This is a genomic window from Nocardia sp. NPDC052316 (genome assembly GCF_044547795.1).
Taxonomy (GTDB): Bacteria; Actinomycetota; Actinomycetes; order Mycobacteriales; family Mycobacteriaceae; genus Nocardia.
In genome coordinates this window covers 216,121-236,388 of record NZ_JBIUBB010000005.1, presented here as the reverse complement: position 1 = coordinate 236,388, position 20,268 = coordinate 216,121, and the positions used below count along the sequence as shown (strand labels likewise).

Annotated in this window: 20 protein-coding genes; 10 read left to right on the top strand and 10 right to left on the bottom strand. The window is 67.8% G+C overall.

The annotated features are described in order from the left end of the window. Positions 1-28 precede the first annotated feature (28 nt). On the bottom strand, positions 29-439 hold the full coding sequence (locus tag ACIHA7_RS24710; RefSeq protein WP_159080092.1) for a DUF5318 domain-containing protein: 411 nt from the start codon (positions 437-439) through the stop codon (positions 29-31). Positions 440-609: 170 nt separating this feature from the next. On the opposite strand from ACIHA7_RS24710, the gene ACIHA7_RS24705 reads away from it, so the two are divergent. Both ACIHA7_RS24705 and ACIHA7_RS24700 read left to right on the top strand, forming a co-directional pair. Next, positions 610-1,167, top strand: a complete 558-nt coding sequence (locus ACIHA7_RS24705) for a PadR family transcriptional regulator (protein WP_107653374.1) — start codon at positions 610-612, stop codon at positions 1,165-1,167. Beyond that, complete coding sequence (locus ACIHA7_RS24700) at positions 1,160-2,257, top strand: inositol-3-phosphate synthase (RefSeq protein WP_397293339.1); 1,098 nt, start codon at positions 1,160-1,162, stop codon at positions 2,255-2,257. Before ACIHA7_RS24705 ends, ACIHA7_RS24700 begins: the two co-directional genes overlap by 8 nt. Before the next feature lie 210 nt (positions 2,258-2,467). Here the strand turns inward: ACIHA7_RS24700 and ACIHA7_RS24695 are convergent, their stop codons facing one another. The 6 genes from ACIHA7_RS24695 to ACIHA7_RS24670 form a co-directional block, all read right to left on the bottom strand. Then, complete coding sequence (locus ACIHA7_RS24695; protein ID WP_135234039.1) at positions 2,468-2,893, bottom strand: GyrI-like domain-containing protein; 426 nt, start codon at positions 2,891-2,893, stop codon at positions 2,468-2,470. Between the two features lie 10 nt (positions 2,894-2,903). Beyond that, on the bottom strand, positions 2,904-3,362 hold the full coding sequence (locus ACIHA7_RS24690; RefSeq protein WP_107653371.1) for a GyrI-like domain-containing protein: 459 nt from the start codon (positions 3,360-3,362) through the stop codon (positions 2,904-2,906). A gap of 188 nt (positions 3,363-3,550) precedes the next feature. Then, on the bottom strand, positions 3,551-5,791 hold the full coding sequence (locus tag ACIHA7_RS24685; RefSeq protein WP_397293338.1) for a transglycosylase domain-containing protein: 2,241 nt from the start codon (positions 5,789-5,791) through the stop codon (positions 3,551-3,553). Positions 5,792-6,094: 303 nt separating this feature from the next. Beyond that, positions 6,095-6,973: a carbohydrate ABC transporter permease gene (locus tag ACIHA7_RS24680; RefSeq protein ID WP_397293337.1), complete on the bottom strand. Its 879-nt coding sequence runs from the start codon at positions 6,971-6,973 to the stop codon at positions 6,095-6,097. Further along, entirely contained in the window at positions 6,973-7,995 is a 1,023-nt protein-coding gene (locus ACIHA7_RS24675) for a carbohydrate ABC transporter permease (RefSeq protein WP_397293336.1), read from the bottom strand. The genes ACIHA7_RS24680 and ACIHA7_RS24675 overlap by 1 nt, the downstream gene beginning before the upstream one ends. Before the next feature lie 47 nt (positions 7,996-8,042). Continuing rightward, positions 8,043-9,344, bottom strand: a complete 1,302-nt coding sequence (locus tag ACIHA7_RS24670; RefSeq protein WP_397293335.1) for an ABC transporter substrate-binding protein — start codon at positions 9,342-9,344, stop codon at positions 8,043-8,045. Between the two features lie 121 nt (positions 9,345-9,465). Between ACIHA7_RS24670 and ACIHA7_RS24665 the strand changes: the two genes are divergently transcribed. Both ACIHA7_RS24665 and ACIHA7_RS24660 read left to right on the top strand, forming a co-directional pair. Then, positions 9,466-10,332, top strand: coding sequence for a DUF2786 domain-containing protein (locus ACIHA7_RS24665; RefSeq protein ID WP_397293334.1), 867 nt, complete (start codon positions 9,466-9,468; stop codon positions 10,330-10,332). A gap of 186 nt (positions 10,333-10,518) precedes the next feature. Then, positions 10,519-11,037, top strand: coding sequence for a TIGR04338 family metallohydrolase (locus ACIHA7_RS24660; RefSeq protein ID WP_397293840.1), 519 nt, complete (start codon positions 10,519-10,521; stop codon positions 11,035-11,037). Positions 11,038-11,107: 70 nt separating this feature from the next. On the opposite strand, the gene ACIHA7_RS24655 is transcribed toward ACIHA7_RS24660, so the two are convergent. Further along, positions 11,108-12,094 (bottom strand): o-succinylbenzoate synthase, encoded by a 987-nt coding sequence (locus tag ACIHA7_RS24655; RefSeq protein ID WP_397293333.1) that lies wholly within the window; start codon positions 12,092-12,094, stop codon positions 11,108-11,110. A 141-nt stretch (positions 12,095-12,235) separates the two neighbouring features. Between ACIHA7_RS24655 and ACIHA7_RS24650 the strand changes: the two genes are divergently transcribed. Both ACIHA7_RS24650 and ACIHA7_RS24645 read left to right on the top strand, forming a co-directional pair. Next, positions 12,236-12,619, top strand: a complete 384-nt coding sequence (locus tag ACIHA7_RS24650; protein ID WP_397293332.1) for a hypothetical protein — start codon at positions 12,236-12,238, stop codon at positions 12,617-12,619. Between the two features lie 74 nt (positions 12,620-12,693). After that, positions 12,694-13,032 (top strand): hypothetical protein, encoded by a 339-nt coding sequence (locus ACIHA7_RS24645; RefSeq protein ID WP_397293331.1) that lies wholly within the window; start codon positions 12,694-12,696, stop codon positions 13,030-13,032. Positions 13,033-13,093: 61 nt separating this feature from the next. Here ACIHA7_RS24645 and ACIHA7_RS24640 read toward each other — a convergent pair whose 3' ends face one another. Then, positions 13,094-14,263 (bottom strand): thiolase family protein, encoded by a 1,170-nt coding sequence (locus ACIHA7_RS24640; protein ID WP_397293330.1) that lies wholly within the window; start codon positions 14,261-14,263, stop codon positions 13,094-13,096. Between the two features lie 99 nt (positions 14,264-14,362). Between ACIHA7_RS24640 and ACIHA7_RS24635 the strand changes: the two genes are divergently transcribed. Together ACIHA7_RS24635 and ACIHA7_RS24630 are read left to right on the top strand one after the other, a co-directional pair. Further along, the gene (locus ACIHA7_RS24635) at positions 14,363-14,887 is read left to right on the top strand and encodes a winged helix-turn-helix transcriptional regulator (RefSeq protein WP_397293329.1); all 525 of its coding nucleotides are present in this window, start codon (positions 14,363-14,365) and stop codon (positions 14,885-14,887) included. Between the two features lie 138 nt (positions 14,888-15,025). Next, the gene (locus tag ACIHA7_RS24630) at positions 15,026-15,823 is read left to right on the top strand and encodes an alpha/beta fold hydrolase (protein WP_397293328.1); all 798 of its coding nucleotides are present in this window, start codon (positions 15,026-15,028) and stop codon (positions 15,821-15,823) included. Positions 15,824-16,032: 209 nt separating this feature from the next. On the opposite strand, the gene ACIHA7_RS24625 is transcribed toward ACIHA7_RS24630, so the two are convergent. After that, positions 16,033-17,118 (bottom strand): ABC transporter ATP-binding protein, encoded by a 1,086-nt coding sequence (locus ACIHA7_RS24625; protein ID WP_397293327.1) that lies wholly within the window; start codon positions 17,116-17,118, stop codon positions 16,033-16,035. A 258-nt stretch (positions 17,119-17,376) separates the two neighbouring features. Between ACIHA7_RS24625 and ACIHA7_RS24620 the strand changes: the two genes are divergently transcribed. Further along, complete coding sequence (locus ACIHA7_RS24620) at positions 17,377-18,171, top strand: LLM class F420-dependent oxidoreductase (RefSeq protein ID WP_397293326.1); 795 nt, start codon at positions 17,377-17,379, stop codon at positions 18,169-18,171. Positions 18,172-18,470: 299 nt separating this feature from the next. Further along, entirely contained in the window at positions 18,471-20,267 is a 1,797-nt protein-coding gene (locus ACIHA7_RS24615) for an ABC transporter substrate-binding protein/permease (RefSeq protein ID WP_397293325.1), read from the top strand. Position 20,268 lies beyond the last annotated feature (1 nt).

Below are 20,268 nucleotides of genomic sequence, written 5' to 3'. Positions count from 1 at the left end.
TCACCCGACGGGCAGATGACCAGGCATTTCATTCGGCTGCGGTGCGCCGGGTCCCGGTGCGACGCCGCGTTGGCGCCGGCGTGGTCCCGAGGACGTAGGACTGCACCAGATGATTCCAGCTGCAGCTGCGGCATACCTCGACGACATGGACCGAGAACTCCTCACGAGTCTCGGCCAAGCGGGTCAGCTCCTCCGGGGTCCGAGCCGATCCCGCCACCGGTCCGAGACCGTCGCCGTAGACCCAAGATACAAGCGTGAGCTGTTCTTTCCGGCAGATCGGGCATGTGACCTCGCTCCCCCGGCCGTGGAACTTCGCCGCACGCAGCAGGTAGGGATTCGCATCACATACCTCGGCGACATCGACGCGGCCCGCATACACGTCAGCCAGCAACGACCGGCGCCGGAGGGCGTAGTCGACCACTTGCCGCTGGATTCGCACGAGAACCAGAGTAGCGGTGTTGCCGAGGGGCTGCCCCGGCTCAGGGGTATGAGAAAGCCGGTAGATCCCCGTTTATATCGCCCACGACTGTGCAGCGTTATATCGCTCCGATATAGTTTGGAGTCGCATCCATCGGTTAGGTCTGTACATAGTCAGGGAGGTGAAGCCCGGTGCTCGAGCTGGCAATCCTCGGGCTGCTCCTCGAATCGCCCATGCACGGTTACGAGCTGCGCAAGCGGCTCACCGGCCTGCTCGGCGCGTTTCGGGCCTTCTCCTACGGGTCGCTCTATCCCACGCTGCGTCGTATGCAGTCGGACGGACTGATCGCCGAGGAGATCCCAGCGGGTGTGGTCACGCGCCGCGCCCGCCGCGTCTACCAACTGACTCCGGCGGGCCGCGAACGGTTCAGCGAACTGCTCGCCGACACCGGACCGCAGAACTACACCGACGACGGCTTCGGCGTCCACCTCGCCTTCTTCAGCCGCACCCCCGCGACAGCGCGGATGCGGATTCTGGAGGGCAGGCGGCGTCAGGTCGAGGAGCGCCGAGAAGGACTCCGGGAGGCGATCAAGAAGGCCAGCGGGTCGCTCGATCGCTACACCCGGCAGCTCCACCAGCTCGGACTCGAATCAAGCGAGCGCGAAGTGCGCTGGCTCAACGAGTTGATTGCGGCGGAGCAATCGACGAAGGCGGCACCACAGAAAGAGGGAAATATCGGCCATGAGTGATGACAAGAAGGCTGACAACGCCACAGAAGTTCGCGTCGCCATCGTAGGTGTGGGCAACTGCGCTTCCTCGCTGGTCCAGGGTGTGCAGTACTACAAGGACGCGGACGAGACCGCGACCGTGCCCGGCCTCATGCACGTCAAATTCGGCAAGTACCACGTCCGCGACGTGAAGTTCGTCGCCGCGTTCGACGTCGACGCGAAGAAGGTCGGTTTCGACCTCGCCGAAGCGATCTTCGCCAGCGAGAACAACACCATCAAGATCTCCGACGTGCCGCCGAGCGACGTTGTCGTGCAACGCGGCCCGACCCTCGACGGCATCGGCAAGTACTACGCCGAGACGATCGACCTCTCCGAGGCCGAGCCCGTCGACGTGGTGAAGGTGCTCAAGGACAACAAGGTCGACGTCCTCGTCTCCTACCTGCCGGTGGGTTCGGAAGAGGCCGACAAGTTCTACGCCCAGTGCGCCATCGACGCGAACGTCGCCTTCGTCAACGCGCTGCCGGTGTTCATCGCCTCCGACCCGGTGTGGGCCGAGAAGTTCACCAAGGCGGGCGTGCCCATCGTCGGTGACGACATCAAGAGCCAGGTCGGCGCGACCATCACCCACCGCGTCATGGCCAAGCTGTTCGAGGACCGCGGCGTGCAGCTGGACCGCACCATGCAGCTCAACGTCGGCGGCAACATGGACTTCAAGAACATGCTGGAGCGCGAGCGGCTCGAGTCGAAGAAGATCTCCAAGACCCAGGCCGTCACCAGCAACCTGAAGAAGGAGATGGGCGCCAAAGACGTGCACATCGGCCCGTCCGACCACGTCGGCTGGCTCGACGACCGCAAGTGGGCCTACGTCCGGCTCGAAGGCCGCGCCTTCGGTGACGTGCCGCTGAGCCTGGAGTACAAGCTCGAGGTGTGGGACTCGCCGAACTCGGCGGGCATCATCATCGACGCGGTGCGCGCGGCGAAGATCGCCAAGGACCGCGGCATCGGCGGACCGGTCATCCCGGCCTCCGCCTACCTGATGAAGTCCCCGCCGCAGCAGCTGGCCGACGATGTGGCCCGCGAGCAGCTGGAAGCCTTCATCATCGAAGGCTGAGTTATTGGCCGCGTGGCCGCGGCGTGTTCGTGGCCCCAGGGTGTCTCGCGTCCGAGCTGTCGAGACTGGCGCCTTCGGCGCATGCGCTTCGACAGCTCGGACGCGAGACGGGCCACGAACGGCGCTCGTAAGAATCGCGCTGTGGTGGCTTCGTAGATCGACAAAAGCCGACCGGAGGTTTACCTCCGGTCGGCTTTTTGTTTGGTGTATTCAGTCGAGGGAGACGTAGACCTCTACCGAGGTTGGGCCGGTATAGCGCTCGATTTCGGCGGTGTGGGAGCGGGTGATGGTTCCCGCGCTTTCGGCCTTGCGGACCTGGGCCCAGGCGGTGCGCAGGAGGTCGTAGGGCTTGTCGGAGACGACGAACTTGGCGTAGCGGCCGTGCGGGACGCGGGTGAGTACGTCGCCCGCGTCCATCTCGTCCATCGAGGCCACCTCGTAGCCGAGCACGGCGACGGCGTGGTCGTTCTGGCCGATGTACGCGGCCACCCTCGGCACGCTCTTCTCGCGCGCCAGGTAGCGGTCCCAGGTGAAGTTCACCAGGTCGAGGTCGCGTGCGGTGACCTCGCGCCCGGCCAGCGGGACGGTCAGTCCGGCGACCAGGCTCTCGTCCAACGTGACAATCTCGAAGTCCACAGTTCTGTTCCTACCCGTCGACTTGATCGTCTGCCAGCGCTACGAAGACTTCGGCCGTTCGCGCGTCGGGATAGTGCTCCCAATCGCCGGTGTAGGCCCGCACGAAACGGCCAGCGGCCTCGGCGTCCCACACCGAACGCCAGATGTGCACGATGGTGTCGCCGAGGTTGTCACCGCTGGCGATGAATCGGGCGAACCGGCCTGCGGGCACCCTGGCCAGCACGTCACCGGGCAATAAGTCGTCGAGGCTGCGGCAGCGGTAGCCGACGATGTGCGTCAGATACGAATTGATTTCCGGCGCGTGGTCCACGTACGCGGTCGTCGGCGGCCCGGGCAGCTGGCGAGCCAGGTTGCGTTTCCACGCCTCTTCGACTTTCGCGCGACGCGGTCCCTCGACCGCGAGCGCCGGGCTGCGAAGTACTGTTCCCGCCACCAGCGTCTCGGGTTGGTCAACGACATTGAAATCCACCGGCGTAGCCCCTATGTCTCGTCTGTCTCCAATTGGCGGCGTCGTCGCTCGAGCGCATATCCTTCCGCATCGATCCCGCGGCATCGGCGTCGGCCTTGTCCGACACACTCGCTGTTCGCTCTCACTCTGGCAAACGATGCTGCCATGTCATGCGTTCCCCTGGGTGCAAGAAGGTCACAGCATCATCGCTATCGCGGCACCGGAATGGTCAGGCCGGGAAATATCTCCACTTCCTTGGGTCCCTCCGGCGCGGGCGGGATGATCACGATCGGTTCCCGCGACGGCCCCTGCGGCGGATTCAGGATGTCGTAGTCGCCGCCCGACGGCTTGTTCGCGCCCGGCGGCGCGGCCGTCGCCGCGCCGTTGGTGGCCGGGAACTGTTCGATCGGGGTGCCGGCCAGCGCGCCGTCCATCACCTGCTTCCAGATGTCGGCGGGCAGGCCGGAGCCGTAGATGTCGGTGCCGCGGGCGGTGTGGATCGGCTGCGACTGTTCGGTGCCGATCCAGACCGCCGTGGACAGCGACGGGGTGAAGCCGATCATCCAGGCGTCCTTGTTCAGCTTGGACTCGCCGAGCTGGGTGGTGCCGGTCTTCGCCGCGGACGGGCGGCCACCGGCGAGGCCGTGGCCGTTGGAGTACGCGGCGATCGGCGTCATCGCCTGGGTGGTGTTGTCGGCGATGGTGCGGGGGATGCGTTGCTGGCCTGCGGGCAACTGCTTGCCGACCTGTTGTTCGGGTGCGCCGCGGTCGAGCAGTACGCGCCCGTCCCCGGTCACCACCCGCTGCACGAAATACGGCTGGTGGTACACCCCGGACGCGCCGATCGTCCCGTACGCGGAGGCCATGTCTATCGGGCGAACGAGGTACTGCCCCAGCACGATTCCGTTCAGCGGCCGCCCGCCGTCCTCGGTGAGGGTCTTGCCTGCCACGCCGGGGATGTGTTCCGGAATGCCCGCCGCGTGTGCCGCGTCGGCGATGGCCTTGGGTCCGTCGAACATCGACATGGTCATCCGGTAGAAGCTGGTGTTGAGCGAGCGCTTCAGCGCCTCCGCCATGGTGCAGCGACCGCACGTTTCACCGTCCACGTTGGTGATCTTGGTGCCGCGATCGGTGACCGGTGAACTGTCCAGCATGCGGTTGAGCGGAATGCTCTGCTGCTGTGCGGCGATCACCGCGAACGGCTTGAACGCCGACCCGGTCTGCAACGGCGCCTGGGCATAGTCGTAGCCGATGCCGTCGTCGCCGCCGAAGTAGGCGCGCACCGCACCCGAGCGCGGATCGATCGAGACGACCGCGGCGCGCAGTTCCGGCGGCTGGCCGCTGAGCCGGTTGTGCACCGCGTCCAGCACGGCCTGCTGGGCTTTCATGTCGATGGTCGTGGTGATCTGCAGCGCGCCGGTGTTCAGCTCGTGTTCGCTGATGCCGGAGGAACGCAGTTCGCGCACCACCTGGGTGCGGATCAGGCCTTCGGGACCGCGGGCCACGTTGTCGTCGGGGATCTCGCTGAGCGGGATGATCGAGGGGAACGTGGTCGCGTCCCGGTCGCCCTGACTGAGCACACCCATCTCGACCATGCCGTCGAGCACGTAGTTCCACCGCGCCGTCAGATCCGGCAGGTGCGTCTCCGGGTCGAGGATGGACGGCGTGCGGACCAGCGCGGCGAGCACCGCGCCTTCGGCCAGGGTCAGCTGGTTCACCGGTTTGTTGAAGTAGGCCTTGGTCGCCGCCGCGATGCCGTAGGAGCCGCGCCCGTAGTAGATGGTGTTGAGGTAGGCGGCGAGGATGTCGTCCTTGCTCCACTGCCGCGCCATCTTGGCCGCGATCACCAGCTCGCGCATCTTCCTGGTGAGCGTGCGCTCGGAGCCGAGGAAGGCGTTCTTCACGTACTGCTGGGTGATGGTGGAGCCGCCGCCGGCGTTGTCCCGGCCGAGCATATTGTCGCGGGCCGCGCGCAGGAAGCCGGAGGTGGAGTAGCCGGGGTTGCTGTAGAAGTTGCGGTCCTCGGCGGAGAGCATCGCGTTGCGGACCGGCTCGGGCACCTCGGCCAGGGGGATCGGCGTGCGATTGCCGTTGGGCGGCACCACCTTGGCGATCACCGTGCTGCCGTCGGCGGCGAGCACGGTGGCGATCTGATTGGTCTGCACGGAGCCGGGTTCGGGGATCTCGGCGCTCCAGTAGACGAGCACGAACAGCAGCGTCGGTACCGCGCCGAAGATGATGAACAGGGCGAGCACCAGGCGACGGAAGCGTTCGGCTCTGGTGCGCGGCGGATGGTCCGGGTCGGGCGTGGGGGTCGGTCGGGGTGGCCTGGGTTTCGCAGCGGGTCGTTTGCCGCGCTCGGTGGTGCCGCCCAGCTCGTTGAAGCCCGCGATCGACGCGTAGGGCGCGGGCTCCGGTGCATCCTTTCGCCGCTTGCGAAACGAATTCACGACGCTGCCTCGCCCGCGGGCGCACTGCGTCCCCGGTGCTGGTTCACGACACCGCCTCGCCGATGCTCGGCCTCGACGTGCCCGCGGACGCGCGGTGTCCCTGACTCACTCGCTCGCGCTCGTTCACGATCATCTCCTCCCGGAGCGTCGGCCGAAACTCACCTGCACGAACAACGATCGGAAATGGGCCCCCACGGGCCCGACTTTACTCGCGCCGTGGGTGACCCGCGATGCTATCACCGGCCCACCGGGGTACGGCCGGATTCCGGTGACAGCTCGAAAAATGCGCCCTGAGCGGGTGTTCTAGCTCTTGACACCACCCGCGGTGAGGCCGGAGATGATGCGACGCTGGAACAGCAGCACCATGATGACCAGCGGGATCGACACCATGACGCCAGCGGCCATGATGGCGGCGTACGGCTCGACCAGCGGGTTGTTGCCGGAGAAGCGAGCGACCGCGACGGTGACCGGCTCGGTGCTGCCGCTGGAAAGCAGTCGGGCCAGCAGGTATTCGTTCACCGCGGCGATGAACGCCAGGATCGCGGTGGTGAAGACCGCAGGCGCCGCCAGCGGCAGCATGACCAGCCGGAACGCCTGCAGCTTGGTGGCGCCGTCGATCCGCGCGGCCTCTTCGAGTTCCCACGGCAGCTCGGCGAAGAACGAGGCCAGAATGTAGACGGTCATCGGCAGCACGAACGAGATGTTCGGGATGATCATCGCCTGGTACTTGCCGATCCAGCCGAGATTGGTGAACAGCTGGAACAGCGGGGTGACCAGCACGACCACCGGGAACATCGAGGCGCTCAGGATCAGCCCGGACACCACGTACTTGCCGCGGAAGGTCAGGCGCGCCAGCGCGTATGCGGCGAGCACGCCGAGGACCAGCGCGATCACCGTGGTGATCGAGCCGATGATCACGCTGTTGCCCAGCGCCCTGCCGAAGTTGTTGCCGCGGCTGGTGTCGAACGCGTTGCGGAAGTTCTCCAGCGTGAGGTGCGTCGGCCACGGCGTGTTGTCGAAGGTGTAGGCGGGGTCGCGGAACGCGGTGACGGTCATCCAGTAGAACGGCCCGAGTCCCCAGATCAGCACGATCGCCACGCCCGCGTAGAGCCGCACCGACCGCAGCCGGTGGGTCCACGGAACCGATTGCGCGGCGGGCTTTTCCGCAGTCCGAATCGCCATCAGTGCGCCTCCCGCTGTTCTTCCTGGGTCCGAACGGCGTTGGCGCCCAGGATCTTCACCAGCACGAAGGCCACCGCGAAGATCATCAGGAAGGTGATCGTCGACAACGCGGCCGCGCTGTTGGGGCCCTGCCGGACCTGATCGACCACCAGGATCGACACCACCTGGGTGGACGGGTTGCCGAGGGTCATGATCGCGGGCAGGTCGTACATGCGCAGCGCGTCCATGGTCCGGAACAGCACCGCGACCAGCAGCGCGGGCTTGAGCAGCGGCAGCGTGATCTGGGTGAACCGCTGCCAGGCGCTGGCGCCGTCGACCTTGGCGGCCTCGTACACGTCGGCGGGGATCACCTGCAGACCGGCCAGCAGCAGCAACGCCATGAACGGCGTCGTCTTCCACACGTCGGCGGCGATCACCGCGAACCGCGCGGGCCACGCATCGGAGGTCCACAGGATGTGCGTGCCGAGTACCCGGTTGACCACCCCGTCGTACTGGAACATGAACTCCCACAGCCGCGCGGTGACGGCCGTGGGGATCGCCCACGGAATCAGCACCGCGGCGCGCAGCAGCGCCCGTCCCTTGAACGTCTTGCCCATCACCATGGCGAAGCCGAGCCCGAGCGTGGCCTCCAGCGTCACCGTGACCACGGTGAAGAACAGCGTGACCAGAATGGCGGCCCAGAACTGCGAACCGAGGTTGCCGGTCGGGCAGCTGACCATCTCGCCGCCCGCCTGGCATTGCTGCAGCAGCCAGTGCGTGTAGTTCGCGAAGCCCGCGCTGCCGCCCTCGACGAACATGCCCGTCGCCGGGTCGAGACCCGAATCCTTCTGGAACGACATCCACAACGCCCGGATGACCGGGTAGCCGATGACCACGGCCAGCGCCAACATCACCGGCGCGACGAACATCCAGGCTTTGCCGGAGCGCCGCATTTCCAATGCCAGGGTCTCGCCGAGGCCACGCTTGCGTGGCAGGAATTCCTCACTCGGCACAGTGCTGGCCGCTCCCGAAGGATCCGACACCGTTTCTCTCTCCTACGGGTCTCGTCGGGTCCGCTGCGCTATCCGCTCTACGATCCCGCGGTCTCGATGCCCTTCTGCATCCCGATGATCGCGTCATCGACGGACTTGGTCTGCTTCAGCGCAGCATAAGCGTTGTCCTGGATGGCTTTCGACACCGCAGGGTAGAACGGGGTGACCGGCCGCGGCACCGCGCTGGCGATGGAGTCCTTGAGCGCGGGCAGGTACGGCATCTTCGCGATCAGCGCCGGGTCGTCGTACATCGAGGCGCGCACCGAGGGCAGCGCACCCGAGGCGACGATGTGCTGGGCGTCCTCGCTGATCAGGAAGCGCAGGAAGTCGAGCGCGGTGGCCTTGTTCTTGGAGTACGCGCTGATCGCCGCGTTGTAGCCGCCGAGGGTGGACGCGCCGACCCCGTTCTCGCCGGGCAGCGGGGCGACGCCGAACTTGTCCTTTACCGAGGACGCGTCGCCGCCGACGTCACCGTAGGTGGACGGCCACGAACGCAGGAACATGAGCTTGCCCTGCGCGAACGCGTTGCTGCTCTCCGGCTCCTTGAAGGTGATCGCCTCCGGCGGGATGTCGCCGTTCTTGTAGGCGTCGACCAGGACCTGCAGCCCGGCCCTGGACTGCGCGCTGTTCACCGTCGGGGTCTTGCCGTCGGCACCGACGAAGCTACCGCCGTAGGCGTTGATCACCTCGGCGGTGTTCACCGTCAAGCCCTCGTACGGCGCGAACTGACCGGCGTAGCAGCCGATGTTCTGCGCCTTGGCGATCGGGCACTGGTCGAGCAGCTCTTTCCAGGTCTTGGGCGGGTTGGGCACCAGGTCCTTGCGGTAGAACAGCAGGCCGCCGTTGGTGTTTCGGGGCGCCGCGTAGAGCGTGTTGTTGTAGGTGGCGCTGGCGACCGGCGGGGAGAGCAGCGCGGAGGTGTCGATGGCGAAGGAATCCTTCAGCGGCTGGATCCAGCCCTTCGCGGCGAACTGGGCGGTCCACGGCACGTCGAGGGCGACCACGTCGTAGCCGGACTGCTTGGAGCGCATGTGCTCGACCAGATCGTCGAACTGCTGCGAGGCGTCGTTCGACTGTTCCTTGAACGTCACCTGCTCGTCCGGGTGCGCGGCGTTCCAGCGCTCGATGAGCTGCTTGACCGCACCGGTCTCGGTGGTGTCCTTGCCCTCGACGTAGGTGATCGGCCCGCGCCCGGTGAGGTTCTGGCTGGTCGGGCTGCCCCCGCTGTCACTGGAGCAGGCGCTGGTGAACGTCGCCGTCAGCAGCGCGACCGAGACAGCCGCGACCGCGGCCTTCGGTACGAGCGACGTACGTAGGGACGACACCTTTTTCACAGCCATCGTGGACACTCCAGATCGATCGTGAGCATTAGCACACCCTGCCGGTTGCACAACGCAAGATACATGGTGTGGCAGTGACTCGCGGGATTGTGGCGGGAAGTGCTCGCTACTCTGGCGTGTGATGACATCGCCGAACCCGGTTCCCGAGCGGATGCTGACCCGCATCGGCGGGCTGCTGCGCCAGGCCGAATCCACCGACAACGAGCACGAGGCCGAGGCGTTCCTGGCCGCCGCGCAACGACTGGCGACCCGGTCGTCGATCGATCTGACGGTGGCTCGTGCGCACGTCGCGGGGCGTGAGCGCCGGGCGACGCCCATTCAGCGCATCATCCCGATCGGTGCACCCGGCAAGCGCGGGCTGCGCACCTACGTCCAATTGTTCGTCGCCATCGCGCACGCCAACGATGTGCGCTGCGATGTCGCTCGCACCTCGACTCAGGTGTACGCCTACGGTTTCGACTCCGATATCGATACCTGCGAGGCGTTGTACGCGAGCCTGCTCGTGCAGATGGTGCGCGCCTCGGATCAGTACATCAAGTCCGGGCAGTACCGCTCGGCGACGGTGGAGAAGGTGGTCACCGAGAAGCGCTGGGGGCGCAAGGTGCAACGCACGGTGCAGGCGCCGGTCGCGGGGGTGACGGCGCGGCTGAATTTCCAGATGGCGTTCGCCGCGCGGATCGGGCAGCGGCTGGCCGCGGTGAAGGCGGAGGTCGAGGCCGAGGCGGTGCCCGCGGACGCCACGGCGGCGGGCACGGCGCTGGCGTTGCGCAACAAGGAGATCGAGCTCACCGATTTCTATGCCAGCACCTCCGAGGCGCGGGGCACCTGGCGTGGCCCGCAGGCCTCGACCGGGCATTCGGCGGCGGCACGGCGGGCGGGTGACCGCGCGGGTAAGGCGGCTCGGCTCGGTACCGCGCCGGAACTCGGGGCGGCGCGCGGGCAGTTGACGACGCGCCGGTCGCGCGGCTCGACCAATGGATCGGCGTGAGTTTCGCGCCCGGGCGCCCCGCGTGGCCGCGCGGGGGATCGGCGTGCGCTACGCGAACTTCGGGCCCGGCACGCGCCTTCGCGACTGGGGCGGCGTGAGCTTCGCGTACTGGTTGATCGGTGCGGGTCTCCGGGCGGACATGCGGTGGATCGACGACTGGGGTCGCGTCGGCGCGTGCGGGGGACGATGCTGGTGAGCGTGCGAGATACCCAGCGCGCCAAGGTGTACGACGCCGAGCAGTTGGTGCGCGGCATGTTCGATCGGGCCGACGAGCACGGCAGCCGGACCGTCGAGTTGTACGGGTCGCATCTCACGCTGCCGATCGAGCGGCGCTTCGCTTCGGTGGCCTCCGTGCAGAGTTACGCCGACAAGGTGCTCGCCCTCAATTGGGTTCGGGCGCAGTGGGACCGGGCGGGCACGGCGGTGCGGGTCCGGTCCCGTGCCGGTACGGCCGCCGCACACTACGAGGCCGCCGACGCCGTGCTCGCCGTGCCGTTGCACACCGGCGGGCGGGCGTGGGCGTTGCGCGAATTGGTGGTCCTGCACGAATTGGCGCACCATCTCGAATCCGCGCCCGGCTCGGTGGCTCCGCACGGCCCCGAATTCTGCGCCCGCTACCTCGAATTGGTCGACGGCGTCATCGGGCCGGAGGCGGCACTGGTGCTGCGCGCGACCATGCTGGGGTGCGGTGTGCGGCTCGGCTAGCCCCGGCTTGCGCGGACATTTTCGGGAAGTCAGGGCACATTTCGGTGCGGCAGACGCGAAAACTGTCCGCTCAGAACGGCTCCGGCGGTGACTCGACCAGTCGCAGCACTCGCTCGAGCCGCTGCTGCCACCACGCGGTGCGGTCCGGGTCCTGCTGCCGGTACTGCTCGACGAGGGCGGGGTCGGGCTGGGGTGGGGTTGTCGGCACCGGCAGATACCCGTCGACCTGACGCAGCGAATCGCGCACGACATCGCCGGTGAGCAGCGACAATGTCCCCAGCCCGCAGGCGAATCGGAGTTCGGGGAGCGCACCGGCGAGGGCGAGTTGGGCGGCGAGGCCGACGCTGGTCTCCAGTGCGGAAGAGACCACGCAGGGCAGGCCGGCCGCCTCGGCCACCCGCAGCGCGCGGCGAACCCCGCCAAGCGGAGTACATTTCAGGACCGCGATATCGGCGGCGCCCGCGACGGCGACCTGCAGCGGATCCTCGGCGCGACGGATGGACTCGTCGGCGGCGATGCGCACGTCCACCCGGCGGCGGACCGCGGCCAGTTCCTCGATGGTCCGGCAGGGCTGTTCGACATACTCCAGACCGCCTGCGGCCTTGTCGATCCGGGTGATGTGCGCGATCGCGGTGTCGACGTCCCAGACGGCGTTCGCGTCCACCCGTACGGCACCGTCCGGACCGAGCGCGTCGCGCACCGCCTCGACCCTGGCCAGGTCTTCGGCCAGCGAATCGGGGTGATCGGCGACCTTCACCTTCGCGGTGCCGCAGCCCGACCCCGCGACGATCGCGTGCGCGCGTTCCGGATCGACCGCGGGCACCGTGCAGTTGATCGGGATCCGGTCGCGCACCGGCTCCGGCCAGCCGACCGTCACCTGTTCGAGCGCGGTGGCCAGCCAGCCGGCCGCTTCCCGGTCGTCGTACTCGGGGAACGGGCAGAAGTCGCCCCACCCGAGCGGTCCCCGGATCAGCATGCCCTCGCGCACGGTGATGCCGCGGAAACGGGTGCGCATCGGGATCGCGTAGACGATGCTGTCGGCGGCGTAGTCGGTCATCGTTGCCAGCTTAACGGGCACCGTAGCGGCACGTCCGGGCTCGCCTGCCGGGCTGTTTCCGCTGTTCGTCGCGGATTTCCCTCATGCGGACTGAGTAGTTTTGCGGTGCCGAACGCGCCGGTCGGCGACGAGGCTGAATGCATGACCTACTACGGCACCACTCCCTACGGGCCTGCTCAGCCGGAAACCCGGCCGCAGACCCGGGCCTGGGATCTGGCGCTGGCGCTCACCCTGTACGCCGGTGCGGCGGCACTGGGTCTCGTCGCCGCCTACTTCACCGTCTTCTTCGCGTTCGCTACCGACTCGTGCGGCCCGAACAATTGCCGCGAGGGCTACCTGGGCGCCGCCTTCCTCGTCTCCTGGGGCGGGACCGCGCTCGCGCTGCTCATCGCGCTGATCATGATCATCGTGGCCGCGGTCAAGCGCTGGTACATGTGGTACTGGCCGGTGCTCGCCGCGCTGATGATCGTCGCCTCGTTTCTGGGCGGGGTCGCGCTGGCCTCGCAGGTGACCGCAGGCCGCTGAGCGTCCATTCGGGCGGCGGGAGACAGTGCGCGCGTCATGATGCGGCGCTGTTCCACGCGGGTCATCCTGGGAACATGGCGTGGGAACCACGGAACGGGGTGGCGGACCTTGCGCGCGCGGTGGCCGGTTCGCTGGTCACCGTCGGATGTGCCTGGGTGGTGGCGTCTTTCGTGCCGCTGTACGAGGTGGTTGCCCGCGACGACGAGGACGGGCTGGCGTGGCGGCATCTCGCGGTGGCACAGGTGATCGGGTGGGGCGGCATCGTGGCGTCGGTGCTCTGGGTGATCGTGCTGATGGCGCGGAAAGCGCGTGACCGCAGGCCGATCGGCTGGACGCCACTGATCGCGGTGCCGTTGATCATCGAATCCTGGGTGGCCGGATTCCTGACCGCACTGGTGCTCGTCTCGATCTGAGCCGGTGCCCGTTCGATCCGACGCGGCGCCCACCGCACGATGGGCGCCGAGTCGGCTCGGATCAGAGGCGTTCGAGAATCATCGCGTTCGACAAACCGCCTGCCTCGCACATGGTTTGCAGGCCGTAGCGGGCGCCGCGGTCCTGCATGGCGTGCACCAGCGTGGTGGCCAAGCGCGAGCCGGAGGCGCCGAGCGGGTGGCCGATGGCGATGGCGCCGCCGTTGACGTTCACCTTGCCGAGATCGGCGCCGGTCTCCTCGGCCCAGGCGAGCACCACCGGCGAGAAGGCCTCGTTGACCTCGAACAGATCGATGTCGGAGAGCTGGAGTCCGGCGCGCTGCAACACTTTTCGGGTCGCCGGGATCACCGCGGTGAGCATCAGCAGCGGGTCGTCGCCGACCACGGCGAAGCTGTGCAGCCGGGCCAGCGGCTTCAGCCCGAGCTCCTCGGCGCGCTCCCCGGTCATGATCAGCACCGCGGCACTGCCGTCGCTGACCTGGCTCGCGCTTGCCGCGGTGATCTCCCACCCGATCTGCGGAAAGCGGGCGGCCATCGCCTCGTCGTAGTAGGCGGGGCGCAGCTTGGCGAGAGTGTCGAGGGTGCTGCCGACCCGGATGCCCTCGTCGGCGCTCAGCCCGTTGATCGGTGCGAGCTCGCGGGCGAACAGGCCGTTCTTCGTTGCCAGCGCGGCCTTTTCGTGGCTGCCGAGCGCGAACTCGTCGAGCTGGCCGCGGGTCAAGCCCCACTTGGCGGCGATCAGTTCCGCGCTGATCCCTTGCGGCACCAAGCCCTCCGGGTAACGCTCGGCGAAGCCGACGCCGGAGAAGTCCGCGGAGCCGATCAGGTTGGCGCCCATGGGGATCCGCCCCATCGATTCGACACCGGCGGCCACGACGATGCCGTAGGCCCCCGAGATCACGCCCTGCGCGGCGAAGTGGATCGCCTGCTGGCTGCTGCCGCATTGCCGGTCCACCGTGGTCGCGGGGACGGATTCGGGATACCCGGCGGCCAGCGCCGCGCGCCGGGTCATGTTCGCGCCCTGCTCGCCGACCTGGGTGACGATGCCACCGATCACGTCGTCGATGAGCGCCGGATCGATGCCGCTGCGCGTCACCACCTCGCGCAGGCTGTGCGCGAGCAGGTCCACCGCGTTGACGTCGTGCAGTGCGCCATTCGGCTTGCCCTTGCCGATCGGGGTGCGGACCGCTTCGACAATTACCGCGTCTCTCATCGTGCTTCCTCTCGGACCGAGAGCCCGGCGGCCTTGCCTGGCTCTATCAACACATAGTCAGGTTACACCTGGCAATAGTTGAGGCAAGTCAGCTGGGCTATGATGTCCGTCATGGCAGCAGTGATGGAAGGACCCCTCGCCGATCTGAGCTCGTGGCAGCCCACGGACTGCTCGATCGCCAAGGCGATCGAGCTGGTCGGCACCCGCTCGGCCATCCTGATCCTGCGCGAGGCCTACTACGGCACCACCCGCTTCGACGGCTTCGCCCAGCGCATCGGCATCACCGACGCCGCGGCCGCAACCCAGCTCCGCAGACTCACCGAAGCGGGCCTGCTCGCCAAACAGCCCTACCGAGAAGAGGGCAAGCGCACCCGCCACGAATACGTGCTGACCCCCAAAGGCCGCGACCTACTCCCGGTTGTCCTCGCCCTCATGCAGTGGGGCGACACCTACCTCCAACCCGGGCCGCCCCCACTTCTGCTGGTCGAAGAATCCACCGGCGCCCCCGTCCGCGTCCAAGTCCGCAGCGACGACGGCAACGAAATCACCCTCGACCAATTGGGCGTCCGCCTCAACCCCGACTACCTCGCCACCATCCGCCCCCGCAAACGCGCCAAGCGCTGACCGCGCACTTCCGCGGCGGCGCTGTTCACTCGCGGCTCGCCGCAGGTCGGTGAGCCGTGACCAGCCCGAACGCCGTATCAGGCGGTATGTCAGGTCGGCGTCAGAGCGGTGTCAGCCGGGTTGGCGACAGTAGTCCCCATGAACAGCACAGCAGCTACCACCACCTCGACCGATTCGACCTGGACCGGCATGGTTCCGATCGACGACACCGCTTTGGCCGTCACCGACACCGGCGGGGCCGGCCAGCCGATCGTCTACCTGAACGGCGCCTACGCCGACCAGAAGCACTGGCGGCGGGTGATCGCCGAACTTGGCCCCGGCTTCCGGCACATCACCTTCGATGAGCGCGCCCGCGGTAAATCGAAGCAGTCGGCCGACTACACCTTCGAGGCCTCTCTGCGCGATGTCGACGCCGTCCTCGCGGCACGGGGCGTGGACCGGGCGATCCTGGTCGGCTGGTCCTACGGCGGGATCCTCGCCTGGAACTGGACCGACCGAAACCCCGATCGTGTCGTCGGCGCGGTGATAGTCGACTCCGCGCCGTACGGCTTGACCGGCGAGGCGGGCCGGGAGCGAATCCGAAAGTTGTTTCACCGGATGCGTTTTCTGCTTCCGCTGGCCCGCCCCTTCGGCATGGCCGCCCGGATGACCGCGGCCCAGCACGCCGAGGTCGGCATCGACGCCAACGAGTACGCCGCGGCAGGCGTCCCGGTCCTCAGCCGCCTGACCCGCCCCGTGCGGTTCGTCCTGGCGACCGGTGACAGCCTCGGCAGCGAGAAAGGGGAGATGGAGAAGGTGCGGGCCGCGCTGGACCCGGTGCTCGACGCCAACCCGAACGTCACGGTGAGCGCGAAGGTCGCCAGCAACCATTCGCACATCCTGCGCAAGGACTTCCGCGCCGTCGCCGCAGCGGTACGCGAGACGGCGGCCGACTAGGTCGGCGGTGCGGGGCGGAGCTCGCCGGGGTGGCTCTGGACGTGCAGTTCGTGCCAGTGGCCGGGGGCGTAGTAGCGGACGCCGTGCGGCCTCGAACCCGGTGGGCCGAAGCGGTTTTCGCTGGGCGCGCGCTCTGCCGGATGCCTGCCGTGCCGGAAGCGGCTCCACTGCGGGAGCCGCTTCCGGCAGCACTGTCGTTGCCGGCAGGCTCAGTTGAGGCGACGTCCGTCCGCGGCGGAGAAGAAGTAGGTGTGCTGCGGGTCGGTGGACAGGCGGACGCGGGTGCCCTTGGCGGGCGGGTTGCGCCAATCCGCCCGCGCCACAATGGTTTCGCCGACGGCGTTGCCCTCGGAGGTGGTGCGGCCGTAGATGTAGGCGTCGGAGCCGAGCTCCTCGACCACGTCGACCTCCATCTCGATGCCGGAGCCGGCGCCGTTGCCGAGCTCGAAGTGCTCGGGGCGGATGCCGACCGACACCGAACCCTCGGCCGCGTCGATCACCGAGCGCGGCAGCGGCACCATGTGGCCGCCGAGCGACACGCTTCCGTCGGACACCGGCAGCGTGAACAGATTCATCGCGGGCGAGCCCATGAAGCCTGCCACGAACACGTTGACCGGGTCCTGGTACAGGTCGCGCGGCGTCGCACACTGTTGCAGCAGACCGTCTTTGAGCACCGCGACGCGATCGCCCATGGTCATCGCCTCGACCTGGTCGTGCGTGACGTACACCGTGGTGGTGCCGAGCCTGCGCTGCAACTGCGCGATCTGGGTGCGGGTCTGCACCCGCAGCTTCGCATCCAGGTTGGACAGCGGCTCGTCCATCAGGAACACCTGCGGCTGGCGCACGATCGCGCGGCCCATCGCGACGCGCTGGCGCTGACCGCCCGACAGCGCCTTCGGCTTACGGTCCAGGTACGGCTCCAGGTCGAGCAGCTTGGCCGCCTCGAGCACCCGCTTCTGCGTCTCCGCCTTGGCGACCTTGGCCAATTTCAGTGCGAAGCCCATGTTCTCGGCGACGGTCATGTGCGGGTAGAGCGCGTAGTTCTGGAACACCATCGCGATGTCGCGTTCCTTGGGCTCGGCGTGCGTGACGTCGTTGGCGCCGATGAGGATGCGCCCGTCGCTGACGTCTTCCAGGCCGGCGAGCATGCGCAGCGAGGTCGACTTGCCGCAGCCCGACGGGCCGACCAGGACAAGGAATTCGCCGTCTTCGATCTCCAGATTCAACTGGTCGACAGCGGGTTTGGTGGATCCCGGGTAGAGCCGGGTAGCGCGGTCGAAGGTCACCGTGGCCATGACAAATCACATCCCATTCACCGGCAGGAACGTGCCGGACGATCCGAGTAAGGGTTGACCGGCGACATTACTATGTCTGCTCGATTTCCGCTCGAAATGCTCGAGTTCGCGCGCGACATGCGTAGTGCGCACCAGTTCCGGCCTGGCGCCGGATTGCCAAGTGTCCAGGCCGGTTACCGTCGACGCCGGTAGCCTCGACAGGGACCGACCCCGAAGCGACGAGGAGGCTTTCATGAGCGAGCGTAGCGAGGTGGCGCCATGACCCGCGCGGTGCGTATCGGCGTCCAGATCCAGCCCCAGCACGCACCCGACTACGGGCTGATCCGCGACGCGGTCCTGCGCGCCGAGGACGCGGGCGTCGACATCGTCTTCAACTGGGATCACTTCTACCCGCTCAGCGGCGACCCCGACGGCGCGCATTTCGAGTGCTGGACCATGCTCGGCGCGTGGGCCGAGCAGACCGAGCGGGTGGAGCTCGGCGCCCTGGTCACCGGTGGCGGCTACCGCAACCCGGACCTGCTCGCCGACATGGCGCGCACGGTGGACCACATCAGCGACGGCCGCCTCATCCTCGGCATCGGCGCGGGCTGGTTCGAGAAGGACTACGCCGAATACGGCTACGAGTTCGGCACCGCGGGCACCAGGCTCGCCCTGCTCAAAGAGAACATGGCCAGGATCAGTGCCCGCCTGAAGAAGTTGAACCCGCAGCCGACCCGCGAGATCCCGATCCTGATCGGCGGCGGTGGTGAGAAGAAGACCCTGCGCCTGGTCGCCGAGTACGCCGACGTGTGGCACAGCTTCGCCGACCTCGACTCGCTCGCGCACAAGAACAAGGTGCTCGCCGACCACTGCGCGGCGGTCGGCACCGACCAGTCGAAGATCGAACGGTCGGTGCAGTGGCCCGGTGCCGAGCAGGCGCGGTCCTTCGTCGACGCGGGCGTTTCGCTGTTCACCATCGGCGTCAGCGGTCCGAAGTACGACCTCAGCGAGGTAGAGCTGGCGATCCGCTGGCGCGACGAGGTGAATCCCGAGCAGGTGAGCGGACTCGCCTGAAAGTTCGACGCGCGGTTGACCGCGCCGAGTGGTCGGTGCTCGGCGCGATCATCATCACCGAGCTCATGGTGCTCGGCACCGACGGGTGTACCGAGCCGGGGGTGTGACGAGTGCACGACTATCTGATGCGCGTGCTGGAACCGGATTGCCCGGCGGCCGACGCCCTGCGAACGCCGAATTCGGATCACCGTGATCCGAACTCTGTCGCTCCTGGTCCGACTTGTCCGACTCCCGCAAGCGCCTCGTCCACGATGGGGTAGCTGCGGGTTAGCACTCGGACGCCGCTAGGGTTCTTCATCATGGCTGGTCTGCCCGCTGTGCGGTCTCGTGCGTTGATCGCCGTGATATTGCTTTCCGTCGGTCTCGCGGCCACGGCGTGCGGTTCCGGCTCCGATGACGCGCCCACCGCACGCAATCTGTGTTCACCGCCGGGGCTGAGTGCGGCCGCGGCCGCGCCGACGAACCTGGCGTCCGCGCAGGCCGCGGGCGCGGACAAATACACCACCGCGACCACCGCGCCGCTGACCTCGATCGACACCTCGAAGCTCGGTTTGATCGCACCGGGCAAGCTCAGCGTCGGCACGCTCTCGGACGCGCCGCCGAGCATCTGCGTGAACGGCCAGGGCTCGTTCACCGGCTTCGACAATGAACTGCTGAAGGCGATCGGCGCGAAACTCGGTCTGCAGGTGGAGTTCTCGGGTACCGACTTCTCCGGCCTGCTCGCCCAGGTCGCGGGCGGACGCTTCGACGCCGCGTCGTCGAACATCACCACCACCGACGCCCGCCGTCAGCTGGTCGGCTTCACCAACGGCTACGACTTCGGCTACTTCTCCCTCGTCACCCCGGTCGGCAGTGCCGTCAAAGGCTTCTCGGACCTCAACCGCGGCACCCGGATCGCGGTGGTGCAGGGCACGGTGCAGGACGAGTTCGTGGTGAACCAGCTGGGCCTGGACCCGGTGAAGTTCCCGGACTACAACACCGCCTACGCCAACCTGAAGTCCGGCCAGGTCGACGCCTGGGTGGCGCCGTCGGCGCAGGCCGAGGGCGCGATCCGGCCTGGCGACGGAACGACGGTGTCGCAGAACACCTTCAGCCTCGACAACTTCGTCGGCTACGCGGTCGCCAAGACCAACCAGCCGCTCATCGACGCGCTCAACAGCGGCCTCGACGCCGTCATCGCGGACGGTACCTACGCCAAGCTCTACCAGGACTGGGTGCCGCGACAGCTGCCGCCGGGCTGGAAGCCGGGCTCCAAGGCGGCGCCGCTGCCGCAACTGCCGGACTTCGCCGCCCTCGCCGCGGAACGCACCCCGGATGCGGCCGCGCAGAACGCGCCGAAATCCACGCTGCAGCAATTGAAGGACACCTTCTTCGATTGGTCGCTGTACCGCCAGGCCTTCCCCGATCTGTTCAAGACCGGCCTGCCGAACACCCTGATCCTCGCCGTGGTCTCGGGTGTACTCGGCACCGTGCTCGGCATGCTGCTCGCGGTGGCGGGCATCGCAAGGACCCGTTGGCTGCGCTGGCCTGCCCGGATCTACACCGACATCTTCCGCGGCCTGCCCGCGGTGGTGATCATCCTGCTGATCGGCCTCGGCATCGGCCCCGTGGCGCGCAATCTGACCGGCAACAATCCCTACTGGCTCGGCGCGGTTGCGCTGGCATTGCTGGCCTCGGCGTACATCGGCGAGATCTTCCGGTCGGGCATCCAGTCGGTCGAAGCCGGTCAGCTGGAAGCGGCCCGTGCCATCGGCTTCGGCTACCGGCAGGCAATGACGCTGGTGGTGATCCCGCAGGGTGTCCGGCGCGTGCTGCCCGCGCTGATGAACCAGTTCATCGCGTTGGTCAAGGACTCGTCGCTGATCTACTTCCTCGGCCTGCTCGCCACCCAGCGCGAACTGTTCGCGGTCGGGCGTGACCTCAACGCGCAGACCGGCAACCTCTCCCCGCTGGTCGCCGCCGGTCTGGTCTATCTGCTGCTGACCATCCCGCTCACCCACCTGGTGAACTACATCGACCGCCGCATGCGCACCGGCCGGCCGGACCGGCCGATCGATCCGGTGCAGGCCGCCACGATCACGGAAGGGCGGGGATAAC

Coding starts and splice junctions, on each gene's coding strand:
- ACIHA7_RS24615 (WP_397293325.1), top strand. CDS start 18,471: ATGGCTGGTCTGCCCGCTGTGCGGTCTCGTGCGTTGATCGCCGTGATA.
- ACIHA7_RS24630 (WP_397293328.1), top strand. CDS start 15,026: ATGAACAGCACAGCAGCTACCACCACCTCGACCGATTCGACCTGGACC.
- ACIHA7_RS24645 (WP_397293331.1), top strand. CDS start 12,694: ATGGCGTGGGAACCACGGAACGGGGTGGCGGACCTTGCGCGCGCGGTG.
- ACIHA7_RS24660 (WP_397293840.1), top strand. CDS start 10,519: ATGCTGGTGAGCGTGCGAGATACCCAGCGCGCCAAGGTGTACGACGCC.
- ACIHA7_RS24620 (WP_397293326.1), top strand. CDS start 17,377: ATGACCCGCGCGGTGCGTATCGGCGTCCAGATCCAGCCCCAGCACGCA.
- ACIHA7_RS24650 (WP_397293332.1), top strand. CDS start 12,236: ATGACCTACTACGGCACCACTCCCTACGGGCCTGCTCAGCCGGAAACC.
- ACIHA7_RS24680 (WP_397293337.1), bottom strand. CDS start 6,973: ATGGCGATTCGGACTGCGGAAAAGCCCGCCGCGCAATCGGTTCCGTGG.
- ACIHA7_RS24655 (WP_397293333.1), bottom strand. CDS start 12,094: ATGACCGACTACGCCGCCGACAGCATCGTCTACGCGATCCCGATGCGC.
- ACIHA7_RS24625 (WP_397293327.1), bottom strand. CDS start 17,118: ATGGCCACGGTGACCTTCGACCGCGCTACCCGGCTCTACCCGGGATCC.
- ACIHA7_RS24665 (WP_397293334.1), top strand. CDS start 9,466: ATGACATCGCCGAACCCGGTTCCCGAGCGGATGCTGACCCGCATCGGC.
- ACIHA7_RS24640 (WP_397293330.1), bottom strand. CDS start 14,263: ATGAGAGACGCGGTAATTGTCGAAGCGGTCCGCACCCCGATCGGCAAG.
- ACIHA7_RS24700 (WP_397293339.1), top strand. CDS start 1,160: ATGAGTGATGACAAGAAGGCTGACAACGCCACAGAAGTTCGCGTCGCC.
- ACIHA7_RS24670 (WP_397293335.1), bottom strand. CDS start 9,344: ATGGCTGTGAAAAAGGTGTCGTCCCTACGTACGTCGCTCGTACCGAAG.
- ACIHA7_RS24635 (WP_397293329.1), top strand. CDS start 14,363: ATGATGTCCGTCATGGCAGCAGTGATGGAAGGACCCCTCGCCGATCTG.